This is a genomic window from Pseudarthrobacter sp. PvP004 (genome assembly GCF_017876035.1).
GTDB classification, from domain to species: Bacteria; Actinomycetota; Actinomycetes; order Actinomycetales; family Micrococcaceae; genus Arthrobacter; species Arthrobacter aurescens_A.
In genome coordinates this window covers 4,092,192-4,106,048 of record NZ_JAGINL010000001.1, presented here as the reverse complement: position 1 = coordinate 4,106,048, position 13,857 = coordinate 4,092,192, and the positions used below count along the sequence as shown (strand labels likewise).

At 60.4% G+C, this 13,857-nt stretch carries 10 protein-coding genes; 3 read left to right on the top strand and 7 right to left on the bottom strand.

Annotation, left to right across the window (positions count from 1 at the left end):
- The first annotated feature begins 177 nt into the window (after positions 1 to 177).
- Positions 178 to 1,692, top strand: a complete 1,515-nt coding sequence (locus J3A64_RS18655) for a hypothetical protein (protein ID WP_210065297.1) — start codon at positions 178 to 180, stop codon at positions 1,690 to 1,692.
- A 173-nt stretch (positions 1,693 to 1,865) separates the two neighbouring features.
- Here J3A64_RS18655 and J3A64_RS18650 read toward each other — a convergent pair whose 3' ends face one another.
- From J3A64_RS18650 to J3A64_RS18620, 7 genes are all read right to left on the bottom strand, one after another.
- Positions 1,866 to 3,344: a sugar transferase gene (locus tag J3A64_RS18650; RefSeq protein WP_286176396.1), complete on the bottom strand. Its 1,479-nt coding sequence runs from the start codon at positions 3,342 to 3,344 to the stop codon at positions 1,866 to 1,868.
- Positions 3,345 to 5,525: 2,181 nt separating this feature from the next.
- The gene (locus J3A64_RS18645; RefSeq protein ID WP_014923283.1) at positions 5,526 to 6,077 is read right to left on the bottom strand and encodes a hypothetical protein; all 552 of its coding nucleotides are present in this window, start codon (positions 6,075 to 6,077) and stop codon (positions 5,526 to 5,528) included.
- Between the two features lie 234 nt (positions 6,078 to 6,311).
- Positions 6,312 to 7,565 (bottom strand): ATP-binding protein, encoded by a 1,254-nt coding sequence (locus J3A64_RS18640; RefSeq protein WP_014923284.1) that lies wholly within the window; start codon positions 7,563 to 7,565, stop codon positions 6,312 to 6,314.
- 358 nt (positions 7,566 to 7,923) lie between these two features.
- Complete coding sequence (locus J3A64_RS18635) at positions 7,924 to 8,577, bottom strand: GntR family transcriptional regulator (protein WP_014923285.1); 654 nt, start codon at positions 8,575 to 8,577, stop codon at positions 7,924 to 7,926.
- 119 nt (positions 8,578 to 8,696) lie between these two features.
- Complete coding sequence (locus J3A64_RS18630) at positions 8,697 to 9,692, bottom strand: transketolase family protein (RefSeq protein WP_210065295.1); 996 nt, start codon at positions 9,690 to 9,692, stop codon at positions 8,697 to 8,699.
- Complete coding sequence (locus J3A64_RS18625; protein ID WP_210065294.1) at positions 9,689 to 10,582, bottom strand: transketolase; 894 nt, start codon at positions 10,580 to 10,582, stop codon at positions 9,689 to 9,691. Before J3A64_RS18625 ends, J3A64_RS18630 begins: the two co-directional genes overlap by 4 nt.
- Positions 10,583 to 10,644: 62 nt before the next feature.
- The gene (locus J3A64_RS18620; protein ID WP_014923288.1) at positions 10,645 to 11,982 is read right to left on the bottom strand and encodes an MFS transporter; all 1,338 of its coding nucleotides are present in this window, start codon (positions 11,980 to 11,982) and stop codon (positions 10,645 to 10,647) included.
- A 203-nt stretch (positions 11,983 to 12,185) separates the two neighbouring features.
- Between J3A64_RS18620 and J3A64_RS18615 the strand changes: the two genes are divergently transcribed.
- Together J3A64_RS18615 and J3A64_RS18610 are read left to right on the top strand one after the other, a co-directional pair.
- Positions 12,186 to 13,028 carry a sugar phosphate isomerase/epimerase gene (locus J3A64_RS18615; protein ID WP_210065293.1) on the top strand — a complete coding sequence of 281 codons (843 nt, stop codon included), beginning with the start codon at positions 12,186 to 12,188 and terminating at the stop codon, positions 13,026 to 13,028.
- Between the two features lie 29 nt (positions 13,029 to 13,057).
- Positions 13,058 to 13,831 carry an SDR family NAD(P)-dependent oxidoreductase gene (locus J3A64_RS18610; RefSeq protein WP_210065292.1) on the top strand — a complete coding sequence of 258 codons (774 nt, stop codon included), beginning with the start codon at positions 13,058 to 13,060 and terminating at the stop codon, positions 13,829 to 13,831.
- Positions 13,832 to 13,857: the final 26 nt, after the last annotated feature.

Below are 13,857 nucleotides of genomic sequence, written 5' to 3'. Positions count from 1 at the left end.
TCGGGGCGGATCTGATTTTGAATCGCTGGACCGCCAGGAGGCGTCCGCGTCGCACGCTACCGGCATGGGTCCACCGGCAATGCCGACTCGATCACCTCTCCACATCACTAAGAAGCCCTCTCCAAGCCGGGGAAGGCTTACGCCTATTTAGCATGACGACATGGCAAGGAGAGCACGATGGAATCAACGATTCGCCGGCGAGCACTTATCGCTAGTGGAGGGTTTGCTTTGGCGGCCGGGGCAGCTTTCGCCGGGACGGCGCCAGCGGCAGCGGCGACGGCTGTGACGAAGAGCGCCAGAAGGGTTTACTACGCATCCGACTTCGGGATCCTGCCGAAAGCCACCATGCCGTCCACAACCGATTCGGACGGCCGGAAATACAGTGCTGGCAAGCAGGGCCTACCGAATGTCCAGGCGGTGGGCGCTCCGGGGACGGCGGCGACAGACCAGTCTGAGGAGATCAATGCTTTTCTCCAACAAATCGCCAACCTCGGTGGCGGCATTGCTGTCTTTGAAGGCAACGCGAACCAGCTCATCGGCTATGGCGTAAAGAAGCCCATCGTCATGCTGAGTGAGGTGGCAATTTGGGGGCTGGGTTGGAACAAGACCACTTTCATGTTGTTAGACGCAGCAAATTGTTCAGTCTTCGTCAATAAACCGATGAGCAATCTTCACGATGTCCGCGATTTGAGGATCAACGGAAACCGCTGGGGCCAGAGTTTCACAGACGGTTTGAGCTATACGGGTGCTGGAGCCCTGTTGACCGGTAGACATCCTGCAAACCCCGACAACTGGCAGTTCAATTCGCACGGGATACTCATGGTCCCTGACTACACCAACCCTTCTGTCTCCATGTATGGCGACACTTACTCCACCTTTGAGAACATTTTCGTGTTGAATCCCTACGGCAGCGCGGTGATGACGAACAAGATTGGTGGTGAGATCCGTTTTCGCAAGATCATTTCCATGCAGGCCGGGGGAAACGGATTCACCGCCGGTCACGACACGTCCCTCAGCGACGTCACCGTGGCCAACTCCGAATATCACGGGTTTATGCAACAGAGCGGATCGACAAAATTCTCAAATACTAAAGCCTTTTGGTGCGGCCAGGTGCTTGAGAGGTGGCAAGTCGGTGGGGGTGGCGCGAAAATGAGGCGAGCCGCGGCCGGCTACAAAATTGTGAATGGCATCTGCGAGTTTTCATCGGCCGAAGCGCAGAATTGCGGGGCTGAAGGCTTCCTCCTAGACGGCGCCGAGAGTGTCAACGGGCAGATCGCTGCGTTGGCCAACAACATGCTGGCCGACGCGAGTGCGGCGTCGAACGGAGACGGGTGGGGGGCCATTCCCGACAACTACGCCAACGACTCTGTCTGGAAAGGCCAATCCTCCGCGCCGGAGCCAACGCCCGAAGACCATCCGGGTGTGAAATTGAAGGGAAAGTCCAAGTACAACAATCTCTCCATAACTTCGAGGGCCGCTGGGCCGCAGGCAGGGGGGCTCGGCCAGCAGGGCTATGCCCTTGAGATCGACTACGCCAATGGCTCGATCGAGAACAACATCTCCGTGACTCATTCCGACGGGTACAACGGACAGCGCGTCAAAGGAATACTGACACCCGCTACGCCGCAGGGAGCGATTTCGAGCAACTGGATTCTTGCCAATGGCAAACCGTTGAGCGAGGCTCCGCGCTAGATGCCACCCCACTACGAATGCCGTGGATCGCTGGTCAGTGAGAGCTGGAGCCTGGTTCATGAGCTGGTGCCCCGGTCTGCGGTTCGGGCCGGGATGCGGGTGTACTGGATGCACCATTTCGGCGGCGTCGCTTCCTAGCGCCGCATCACACCGCGTCCAGTAGAGCCGACTGCTTAGTAGGCACCGTCTTTGGCAAAGACTGCTCTAACGGTTCGCAGGAGATAGATCATGTCTTGAAACATCGACCAGTTCTCCACGTAGTAGAGGTCCAAGCGAATTGAATCATCCCAGGAGAGATCGCTGCGCCCGCTGACCTGCCATGGGCCCGTGAGACCGGGTTTGACCAAGAGTCGGCGGTGGGCAAACTCATCGTAGGTTTCCACTTCCATTGGAAGTGGCGGACGGGGACCCACCAAACTCATGTCGCCCATGAGCACGTTGAAGAGTTGGGGCAGCTCATCAATGGAGTACCTACGGATGAATCGGCCCACTTTGGTGACCCGAGGATCATCCTTCATCTTGAAGAGGACGCCGTTTCCCTGATTCAGTTCGGTGAGCCGGGCCAGTTGCTGTTCGGCATCGACCACCATGGATCGAAACTTCAACATACTGAAGACTTCACCGGAACGACCTATGCGCGTCTGGCGGAACATTGCCGCCCCTGAGCTATCGAGCTTGACCAACATTGCAACGACGCACATCGGAATCGCCAAGATAATGAGTAGAGCCAACGACGCGCAGATATCGAATCCGCGTTTGGCTACTGCTTTCAGGCCCTCAAGGTTGGGCGTGGTCACGTGGATCAGGGGCAGTCCGGCCAACTGCTGCATATGGATGCGGGGGCCGGCAACGTCGGTAAGGGCAGGTGCCATAAACATGCCGATGTCGCGGGCGGTAAGCGTCCACCCGAGTTGCCGCAGCGTGGGAGGGTCGACGTCGGCGCCGGATATGGCCACAGAGTCCGCGGCAGCAGCTTCCACCGCTGCCAGGATTCCCTCCAAGTCCTTGCCCTTTCCAATGACAGGCAGCTGGAGGTCTTCTGGCCAGGGCTCAGTAGCATCGGAGGTGGTTAGATACGCTGCAACAGGCTGATAACCCGCAGCTGGATAGGCCCCGAGTTGCCGAGCAAGATGGGCTGCACTTTGGGCCCCTCCAACCACAAGGACACGGCGCAGATGCTGGCCGGACTTCCGCCGATGAATCAAGTCTTTCCGCAAGGCCCAACGGCCGATGAGCAGGCTTACGATGCCCAACGGCAGGGCCACCGCCACGTAGCCTCTGGCTGTATCAAGCTGGAACACGTACGAGACGAGGGCTATGCCTCCGAACAACCATAGTGAGGCTGTGGTCACCCTCCGGTACTCCTCAGTGCCGAAGCCCTGTATTCGAGGTTGTCGGGTCCCTAGGGCGCCCAGGCCAACCCACCATAAGACGTCAAGAACCACACTGACCAGAGGATAAGGCGTCGCCACCGACCCAATGTCCAAAGATTGGCCATCCAGTCCGAAGCGAAGGAGCTCGGCGATAGCAACAGCCCAGGTGATGCAAAGAAAATCAACGAGCAGCACCCTCACCCGTCCGTCATGCTCAAGCACGTCCAGCTTGTCATTGGCCTGCCGTGAAGGGCTCACACTGTGGGTGGGTTTATTCATCAATGTCAACACCAAAGAATCTCATGAGGCTAGCTGATAGTTCCGGTAGAAGTGAGGTCCCGGGTTCCGTTTGAACCACCACTGCAGGAGCCCAAACGGGCATGTACACGCTGCACCATTGCCAACGGAAAGACGCCTGAAGACGCAAGGGAGGTTGCCATAGTGGCCTCTCGTACTCGGTGATTCCGTACTTCTGACAACAGCGGGGTTGCTCCGCCTGTCTGATTATGGAAGGGCCCGCGACACGAGGCGATCTGACTGCTCCCAAAGTACTAGGGGTGGGGAACCAAGGTCAGTGTGGTCACGGCGCGCTCTTGCCCCTCGCTCCAACACTGAGCCCGCGCATTAGGGGCCACTGATAGGGCGCCGGAGCGGGCTAGTTTACTCATGTGTCAGATCAACATCACCTTACGGCTGGCGCGGGAGAAACCTGGGCTTGTGCATCGAACGGGGGCAAATTGGGAGCTGTTGCATACACCTTTGATGTCGATTTCGTCCACAGAAATCCGATCCTCTCCACGGCAATAATGTCCGAGTGGAAGACCAGTACCGAAGCCGCAACGCTGGGGAAGTTCTATAGCTCGTGGTCAGCCTTTTCGCTTGATCACCCAAGAGCTGCTCACTGGATAGCCCTGGATGCTTTTTTTGATGATGAGGTGCCCCTTCCACTTAAGGTTCGCACCATCGCGGCAACCGGCCGACGCTGCATTGTGTTGGGAAGGGTTAGCCCGGTTCAACGATCTGCGCTATCCGCAGAGGGTGCCGTTGCAATTCTGGATGATGACTGGACAGCTGCTGAGATTCCCGGGCAGATTGAAGCCATTGTGGTTGGGGCAGTACCCGTCCTTCCAGCACAGTCAAGCATCGGAAGTAGGCTCACCGACCGTGAAATCCAAGTACTGGAGCTCTTCGCGCAACGCAGGGCTTTGACAGCTTCGTCTTTGGCCGCAGCACTTGGACTCCGTACCACCACCGTGCGAGGTCATCTCTTCCGCGGCCGTAGGAAGCTCACTGCGGCCGGCCTCAAGTGTGCCACGCGTGGAGAACTTGCCAACGCACTTCAGGAAATTGGGTACAGCCACACGGACGCTCAGTGGCATGCCGCTGGGAGATGGTGAACCAGCAAGGGACGCTGGTGAGCCAGGACAATGGCGAACAATCCACATGGTTCCCTGGTGGAGCTCAAGGTCGGCTTCCAGATGTGCGCACTGATCGCAACAGGCGGTAACAACCTGCCACTTAGATGTCTGGCCATCTACCCTTAGACCGTCGCAGCAGCCTAACCGATCTCAGGATTCCTTTGACGCGCTTTCCGTCGTTTCCGTCGGAAGGTGTGACCGATATGTTGTTCTCAGTGGAGCCATCCGCAAAGTCAACCCCGAGGCATAGGCCTGTAGGTTCTGCTTGCCAGCACCGTATTTTCGCCCCTCCGAATTGCGGCCGTCTACTCGTCAGTGGGACGGAGGCACCGATCGCGGCGCCGGCATTCGCAACTTGACCCACTTGCCATTCAAATGCCGGGGCTGGGTTGGGGGCCCTGTCAGGCATCCACTCGAGCCGGTCTCTGCGGCCGGAAACCTGTTAGGACGGCCTCGTCGGATGCTTCAGGCAGCTGCGGGTCACAGCGGAGGCTATCGCCAACTACGAGCAATCAGATGTGCGGTGACACGCTGATGGTGCAGCAGCTTCATCGGATCAGTGCTGGATGTCAGCGCAAAGCCGCTGAGAGGAATGCGCTTGGAAGGGCGTCGCGTAGACAATCCCGCGGCAGGGGTCTTCAGGACTCGCGGATCTACGGCAATAGCAGCGAGTAGCGGCATCGGCTCTTGGGCGGCGGAGTCCTTAATGCATTTCAGCTATGCCCTGGCGGAATCCAGGCTGAGGGGAACTTATGGGCTGATGTGGGCGGCTGATTAAGAATGCGCGCAGTAAAATCCACATGGCTTGATGGTGCGGAATAGCGGACTGCACATGGCCCGCGTTCGCGGGGTCGAACTTCCCATCCGGCGCGAATACCGAGACTCGGACCTGTGGGTGGAGAACGCGACCCACGGGTTCGACACGTGGGGGGAACCCGTAGGTACGCTCTCTTCCAATTCAGGGGCAATAACTATCCCCTTGACCCGGCATGGTCAATTGAAAGCGTCCACTGACCAAACCGGGGGACTATCGTTTCAACTTCTAGTCGCTTGAGTTCAGAACTACCTTGATGACAGACACCGTGGTGGTGCCGTTGTAGGTCACCGTCACGGTCATGGTAGCGGTAGATGGCACTTCATCAGAGCTCAGGTTCTGTGTACTCACTGCAAAGAGTGCAACACCATCAGCGCCCGTGACACTCGATGCATTCCGGCTCTGATCTTCCTCGGGGCCGTCATTATCCGGCGCCGGGTACTCGTAGATACCCAGGACGTCGCCGTCCTCATTCTGACCTGAGACCTGGACGGTGACGCTGGCCCCGACAATGGGGTTGCCGTTTGCGTCCGTTACCGTGACGGGGAAGTCGTACGCCCTCTGATCCGCATCTTCTTCATTGCTCCCATAGTGGTGGTCACCCTTCCAATCAGTGATGACGGTTCCGGGTCCAGGCGTCACTACGACAGGAGCGAGTGAGGCGGCGACCGCCGGAGTTGCGGCAGCTACTGCAATCAGTGGAATGCTCCAAGCCGTGCCGATAACAACCTTACGTCGGTCGATATCCGGATTTTTTATCTTGCCTTTATCCAAGGTCATCGTTTGCTCCTTCAAGCCAGTCAGCGCGCTAGCCGACTGAAGTAAATTTGAGGTGGAAATATTGGTGCAAACGGAACTTATCATTGTGCTCATTTGGCACAGTTTTCACTGCTTGGAATGTACTACACGATGTTCTGGTGGATAACGCACAACTGCTCCCGGCGTCGTTCCGGCTTAGCGGCCGCCCTCGGCACCGCCACAACATGCGAGGGGGTTACCCGCCGGGCCCAACCACTAGGCGGCTATCAGAAGGCCATGGGCCTGAAGTTCCTCCACACTACTCAGCAAATGGGACTCGTAACCGGTTGGGAGTCCTATCCGGGGCGCGATCCGCATGGCAAGGCCGTCGATGTCGCAGGGAGTTGCGAGTGCGTGCCAGATCGCCGGCCCTACACCGGATAGCCGGACTACCCCTTCGCCGGTCATGACAATCAGTTCTGATCCATCTCCATCTGCCAGCGGAATCTCAACGGCGTCTACCAGCTCGGCTCTCTTGAGAAGCGCGGGGCGATCACCGTCGTCGCACCCATGTCGTTCGGGCGGCTGCGTCCCCTCCCCCAGGACTGACGTCCACGTCTTGGAGATGGCTGGCCGCTCAAGGAGCGCGGGCAAAAGGACTGCCAAGTCTCCCGCCTCGCGGTAAGTCACCCTGACAGCGCCACCCGTGGCGTCAAGGATCTCGCATAGACGTCTCAGCGGCTGGTGGACGTCACCCAACGATGAGGTGTGCGGTGCCAATTCGATAATCGCTTCCGCATGACCCAGCGCGGTGACCGTGGGCACGCTGGCGTCCGGATTTCGGTCCAACAGGACCACTGACGCCAGCGTCGGCTTGGCCGGCGCCACGAGTAACCCAAGTTCGTCGGGGCCGATCTGATGCTTGGGAGCGGCCAGATCTTCGACTATCACGGAGAGTGGCTTCGCGTACGGAACGATCACGTCCGAGCCATCAACAGCAACGGTCTCATCTGTGACGTAGCCCAGAGCAGCGCCGAGGCGTCTTGTCGCGGTGGTCTTTCCCATGCCCGAACGGCCTACGAGGGCAACGGAACGGCCGGTTTTCCGATCAGCCAGTGCCGCGGCATGCAACATGACCAAGTCACCCCGGCCGGCGGTGATGCCCGCTAAGGTAACGGCGCTTGTCAGTTCCGATGCGAATTCCTTGAATGTACGGCCGGTTACGATGGCGGCGCCAACAGCCGAGGAGACCGTTGCCCGAAATGGACGTTCTCCCGAGTGGGCCAAAACTGCCGTCGGGATTTTCTCGGGACGCGGCATCGACTCGCCCGGAAGATCGAGGCAGCGGGACCAGGCACGCCGCAGCTCCGTTTGAAGGTCCTCGGTCACTCCCGCATGCAGCACCACGGAGACCTCTGCCCCCAGGACACGGAGATTTAATTCCCCCTGTATCGCATCCTTGGCTTGTTTTCCTGCCAACTCGACCCCTGCAATTATTTCGTGATTGCTCTCCGCCGACCCTGTAGTCATCGTGGTCCTCCTCTTCCTGGAAGTGGCCCTTTACTGAGGGCTTCAGCCCAGAGACCACTTACGGCGCACGCGCGGCGCAGTCAAACAGTACATCGGCCTCTTTGATTGCTTGCAATCAATATCACCAAATGATGCTGGCTGCATGGAAATCACTCAGCAAGGGCATTAGTCGGGACCACGTAGAAGCGAAAGGAACCTTCCACTGATAGACGGTATGGGCCGCATATAGTCAGGTTCTGGATTCAATCAAACGGCCTGCTACTTTAATTTCCAAAAGGGCACACATTTTTCCAGTGCAGCTTTTAGTTCACATAGATCAAATCAAGACAAGCATGTCTTTCAGCGAACCAGGGTAAATCTAGCCGACCAGGTTTTCGGCCGCGACGTCCATGTGGGCGATGATCGTCTCCCGCGCTTTCGCAGCGTTCCCGGTCTCGATGGCGGCCACAATGTCGTGATGCCGCCCGACGCTCATGTTCCGGGTGGCGCGTTCCAACCCGGCGAACATGATGGACATCCGGATGGAGCCCTCCAGTGATTCCCACGAGTGCAGGAGGGTTTCGTTTCCGGACAGGCGGCAGAGCGTGCGGTGGAACTCCAGGTCGGATTCGATCCGCTCCTCCAGCGAGGACTTGGCAGCCTTTTCCATAGTATCGACGGCGGCACGCAACTCTGCGAGCGCGGCGTCCTTGTCCGGCATGTCACTGAGGGTCCTGGCGGCCAACGATTCCAGAACCCCGCGGACTGCGAAGATGTCCCGGATTTCCTTGACGTCCAGATGCCGGACGGACATACGGCCCCGTGCTCCCGCGGAGATCAGACCTTCTTGTTCCAGCTGGCGCAGGGCTTCACGAAGGGTGCCGCGGCTGATTTGCAGCATGTCCGAGAGCTCGGTTTCCACGAGGTGCCGCCCGGGTTCGAGTTCACCGCTGGTGATCGCGGTCCGCAGCGCTGCGAGTGCTTGTTCACGCAGGCTCTTCTTCTCAAGTCCCAGCAGGGATGCGGTGGCCATGATGTGTCCTCGGTTCTAGGGGCAACTGCTGACAGTCCGGTGTTAACAGTTGATACTACGGGCAGGAGTGCGGGAGGAGCATTACATCCCCTCCCGCACTCCGGCCGGAAAATATAAGCTCAGCCGAGTTCCGCCAGCACCTTGGCCACTATCCGGTCCACGGACAGTCCGTAGCGCTCGTGCAGCGTCGGCAGCGCACCGGCGTCGAGGAATTGGTCCGGAAGCGCGATGGGAACCACGCGCATGCCGAGACCGGCGGTGACGACGGCGGACGCAACAGTTTCGAACAGACCGCCGACAACGGTGTGGTTCTCCAGCGTGACAGCAAGCCGGTCGGTGTTCAGCTCCGTGAGTACGGTGGCCGAGTCGAAGGGTTTGATGGTGGGCGTGTGCACCACGGCCACATCCACGTTATGGGCAGCCAACGCATCCGCGGCCTGCAGCGCACGCATGGTCATCAGGCCGGAGGAAACGAACACCACATCGTTGCCGCCACGGAGGACTTTGGCTTTGCCGAGCTCGAATGTGTAGTCGTACTCATCCAGGACCGTGGGCACGTTGCCGCGCAGCAAGCGCAGGTACGTGGGCCCATCGGAGGCCGCAAGCTGGGGAACAGCCTGCTCGATGTCCACGGAGTCACAGGGGTCCACGATGGTGAGGTTAGGCATGCCGCGGAAGATCGCCATGTCCTCGGTGGCCTGGTGGCTGGGTCCGTAGCCGGTGGTCAGGCCTGGGAGCCCGCCGATGATATTGACGTTCAGATTGGGCTCGGCGATGTCGAGGCACAGGAAGTCATACGCACGCCGGGCCGCGAACACCGAGTACGTGGAAGCGAACGGGATCAGCCCGGTCTCGGCCATGCCTGCGGCCGCACCGAACAGGAGCTGCTCGGCCATTCCCATCTGGAAGAACCGTTCCGGGAAGGCCTTGGCGAAGATGTGCATGTCCGTGTACTTGCCGAGGTCCGCGGTCAGGCCCACGATCCGGGAATCAGCCTCGGCGGCTTTGACCAGCGCATGCCCAAAGGGAGCGGAGGTGGTCTTTTGGCCGGGATCAGCGAAGGACGCGATCATGGCAGAGGTCTTGAGCTTTGCTTTGGTGGTAACTGTGCTCATGCTGAAGCCGTCCCTTCGTATCCTGCGGTCAGCTGTTCGCGGCAAATCTGCCACTCGTGTTCTTCGATGCGCATGAAGTGCGCCTTTTCACGGGTTTCCAGCAACGGCACGCCGCGCCCAACCTTGGTGTCGCAGAGGATCACGGACGGCTGTCCGGAAGCAGCCGAGCGCGCCGCGATGTTGTCGAATGCTGCCAGCAGCGCACCGACGTCGTTCCCGTCCACGCGCTGGGTGTACCAGCCGAACGATTCCCACTTCTCGGTGACCGGTTCGGTACGGAGCACGGTGTCCGTGGCGCCGTCGGCCTGGAGGGCGTTGATGTCCACCATGGCCGTCAGGTTGCCGAGCTGGTGGTGGTGCGCACCCATGGCGGCCTCCCATGTTGAACCCTCGTCGAGTTCGCCGTCGGAAAGGAAGTTGATCACGCGGGACGCAGAGCCCTGAAGACGCAGGCCAAGAGCCATGCCGACGGCGATGGTCAGGCCGTGGCCCAGCGAGCCGCCGGAGATTTCCATTCCGGGGGTGTACGTGGACATGCCTGACATCGGCAGGCGGGAATCGTCGGAACCGTAGGTTTCCAGCTCGGCTACCGGAACGATTCCGGCTTCGGCCAGTGCCGCGTAGTGCCCGATTGCGTAGTGCCCGGTGGAGAGCAAGAAGCGGTCGCGGCCCTCCCAGTGCGGGTCTTCAGCACGATATGTGAGCTGGTCGGCGTAGACGGCGGCCAGCATGTCTGCGGCGCCGAGCGCCTGGCCAACGTAACCCTGGCCTTGGACCTCGCCCATGGTCAGGGCGTAGTGGCGGATTCGGTAAGCGGCGGCGCGGATGCGGTCGACGCGCTCGGGCGTGGGAGCGGCCACGGGTGCCGCTTCAACTGATGAGAGAGTCACTGGTTTCCTTCCGGAGTCCGGCGCGTACCGATGGGGAGAACGCGCCGACGTCGAGGGGTGCTTTAGGCGTTTATGGTCTGGGGAGTTTTGCTGGCGGCTTCTACGGCAAGCTCACGCTCACGCTTGCCCCAGGTTTCCCGGGTGATGAGTGCGGCCCACAGGCCGATGGCTGCGTAGATGCTGAACAGCAGGGCCGGTCCCATCCAACCCATGCTGACGAACAGCAGGGTGGTGATGAAGGGGGTGAAGCCGGAGACCATGGCGGAGATCTGGTAGGACAGCGAGGCGCCGGAGGAGCGGGTCTTAGCTTGGAAGAGCTCAGGGAACCATGCACCTTGGGCGCCGGCCAGGGAATTCTGGCAGACAGCGTAGGCGATGACGATGGTGGCGATGATCAGGAGGAACATTCCGGTGTTGACCAGCATGAACATTGGGATGCCGAACACCACCGCGAAGGCCGTGGACCAGATGTAAACAGGGCGGCGACCCACGCGGTCCGTCAGTTTGCCCCAGTAGTAGGTGGCGAAGATTCCGATGCCCGCGGCGATGCAGAGTGCCACCAGGGTTTCGGTCTTGTCGGCCAAATTGTTGGTGTGCAGGTAAGAGATCATGTAGGTCACGGACACGGCGTAGCCGGCAGTTTCAGCGATGCGGAGGCCGATGCCCCGGACGATGTTGCGCCAGTCAGTCTTGATGACCTCAACGATGGGGGACTTCACGATGTCGCCCTTGGCCTTGACGTCCTCAAACACAGGGGACTCGGGAACCTTGGAACGGATGATGAGGCCGACTGCCACCAACACGATGCTGGCGAGGAACGGTACACGCCAGGCCCATTCGCTGCCGAGCCCCACGCTGCTGAGGAAGACGAGGTTGGCGAGCAGGAGGCCAACGGGGAAGCCGGCCTGCACGATGCCCGTGAACTGCCCCTTCTTCCGCCATGGTGCGTGCTCGTAGCTCATCAGGATGGCACCGCCCCATTCAGCACCGAAGGCCAGGCCTTGGATGATGCGGACCAGGACTAGGAGTGCTGGAGCGAGCAGCCCCACTTGGGAGTAGGTGGGGAGGAGGCCGATGGCGAAGGTTGCCAGCCCCATGAGGATGAGCGATGCCACGAGGACGGGTTTGCGGCCGAGCTTGTCGCCGAGGTGGCCACCGATGATGCCACCCAGTGGACGGGCAGCGAAGCCGACGCCGAGGGTCGCGAAGGAGGCCAGGGTGCCAGTCACCGGGTCAGCACCCGGGAAGAACGCTGTACCGAAGTACAGAGCGGCGGCGGTGCCGAAACCGATGAAGTCGTAGGTTTCAATGACTGCGCCAACGCCGGAACCGACGGCGACGCGCTTTGCTTCCTTGGTTCCATGAACCGGACCACGCATGGTCAGAGCTTCATTGCTCATAGTGTCTTTCCCTTTCAAAAGTGCGGCGCATCTTCGGCCACCCCACTGTCGACAGTCAACATAATACGTCAACTGTGACCGAGGACACCAGTAATGTCAACAGTCAACTTCAAAGGTTGACTGTTGACAGTCAACGCCGATAACGTGGTGTCCATCACTAAGGTCCCTCTCTGGCGAGGGCCCCAACTTGAGGATCAACGACGATGTTTCATCAACGACTGGGCTGCTCGTCCATCAGCTTCCGCCACCAGGATCTACCCACCGCCCTGCACACCATGCGCGGCCTCGGCTTCGAGGAAATCGATCTCGGCGCGCTCCCGGGCGTCTGCGACCATGTGCCGTACGTACTGGACGCCGAGGCAGTGAAGGCGGTCGCCGCCGTCGTCAATAACTCAGGACTGCGCGTTCGTTCGGTCAACGGCGACATCGGGAACCTGAACGCAACGCTCGACGCCGGTGCGCAGGAAGCGCGCGAACGGCACCTCGAGATGCTGCTCACCTTGGCGGCCAAGACTGGCGCTGACGCGCTGGTACTCCCGTGCGGCGCTATCGACCACGATCCCTTGCAGAGCCTGGAAGAAGACATCGACGTTGTAGCAGCCCAACTGATTCATGCCTCTGTTCGCGCCAAAGAGTTCGGCGTCGAGCTGTGGACCGAATCCCTGCACTACTACCGGCTGTGCTGGAACACCGAACGCGCGCAGCTGCTCGCCGACCGGCTTGCCGGCTCCGACGTGGGAATCGTCATGGACTTCAGCCACATCGTCGCCTCCGGCGGCGACCCCGTGGACTTCGTGGACCGCTTCGCCGCGCGCGTAAAGCACGTCCACCTGCGGGACGCCGTGCCAGCCACTGACAACGAGCCGGGAAACATCAACCTCAGCATCGGCAACGGCAAGGCCGATTTCACTGCCGGACTCGCAGCGCTGAGGGACATGGGCTACACCGGCCACTTCTCCCTGGAACTCGAAACCCGGGACGTCACCCACGAAGAGCGCCCCGCGGCCGCGGCAAAAGCCGCCAGCTTCATCACAGACCTCATCTAAACCTCGTCATCTCAAATTCAAGGAGCACCATGACTACCATCCAGCGCACCGCCGTCCTCACCGGAGCTACCTCCGATCGCGGCATTGGCCTGACCACCGCCCGCCGCTACGCCAACCAGGGCTGGGGCATCGTGATCCTGGACCTCGACGGCGAGAAGTCCGCCAAGGTTGCCGCCGAGATCGCCAACGAATTCAACGTTCCGGCCTTCGGCTACGAGATCGATGTTGCCAACGAAGCGTCCGTCACCACAGCCCAGGCCGCGGTCGCAGCAGAAGTTGCCGCCGCAAACCTCCCGCCCGTTGGGGCCCTGGCAAACATCGCCGGCATCACCTCCCCCGTTCCGTTCCTGGAGACCACGCTTGAGCTCTGGCACAAGGTCATGGACGTCAACGCCACGGGCACCTACCTGGTTACCAAGGCCTTCCTGCCGGACATGATCGCCAACGGCTGGGGCCGGATCGTGAACATGTCCTCAGTCTCCGCCCAGCGAGGCGGCGGCGTGTTCGGCAAAGTTCCCTACTCCGCAGCCAAGGCCGCCATCCTCGGCTTCACCAAGGCACTCGCCCGGGAAATCGGCGAGACCGGCGTGACCGTCAACGCCATCACGCCCGGCGCCGTGGACACCAACATCCGCGTCGGCAGCACCGAAGAACAGGAAGCCGCCATCAACGCAGGCATCCCCTTGGGCCGCAACGCCACCACCGAGGAAGTAGCCGCCGTTATCACGTTCCTCTCCTCCGAGGACTCCGCGTACCTGACCGGCACCACCATCGACATCAACGGCGGCAGCCACATCCACTAATTCGAGCTGCTCGAAGGAAATCCAGG

What these genes read in the sequence shown, in the direction of transcription:
- J3A64_RS18655 (WP_210065297.1), top strand. Translation starts at nt 178, where the DNA reads ATGGAATCAACGATTCGCCGGCGAGCACTTATCGCTAGTGGAGGGTTT.
- J3A64_RS18650 (WP_286176396.1), bottom strand. Translation starts at nt 3,344, where the DNA reads ATGAATAAACCCACCCACAGTGTGAGCCCTTCACGGCAGGCCAATGAC.
- J3A64_RS18645 (WP_014923283.1), bottom strand. Translation starts at nt 6,077, where the DNA reads ATGACCTTGGATAAAGGCAAGATAAAAAATCCGGATATCGACCGACGT.
- J3A64_RS18640 (WP_014923284.1), bottom strand. Translation starts at nt 7,565, where the DNA reads ATGACTACAGGGTCGGCGGAGAGCAATCACGAAATAATTGCAGGGGTC.
- J3A64_RS18635 (WP_014923285.1), bottom strand. Translation starts at nt 8,577, where the DNA reads ATGGCCACCGCATCCCTGCTGGGACTTGAGAAGAAGAGCCTGCGTGAA.
- J3A64_RS18630 (WP_210065295.1), bottom strand. Translation starts at nt 9,692, where the DNA reads ATGAGCACAGTTACCACCAAAGCAAAGCTCAAGACCTCTGCCATGATC.
- J3A64_RS18620 (WP_014923288.1), bottom strand. Translation starts at nt 11,982, where the DNA reads ATGAGCAATGAAGCTCTGACCATGCGTGGTCCGGTTCATGGAACCAAG.
- J3A64_RS18615 (WP_210065293.1), top strand. Translation starts at nt 12,186, where the DNA reads ATGTTTCATCAACGACTGGGCTGCTCGTCCATCAGCTTCCGCCACCAG.
- J3A64_RS18610 (WP_210065292.1), top strand. Translation starts at nt 13,058, where the DNA reads ATGACTACCATCCAGCGCACCGCCGTCCTCACCGGAGCTACCTCCGAT.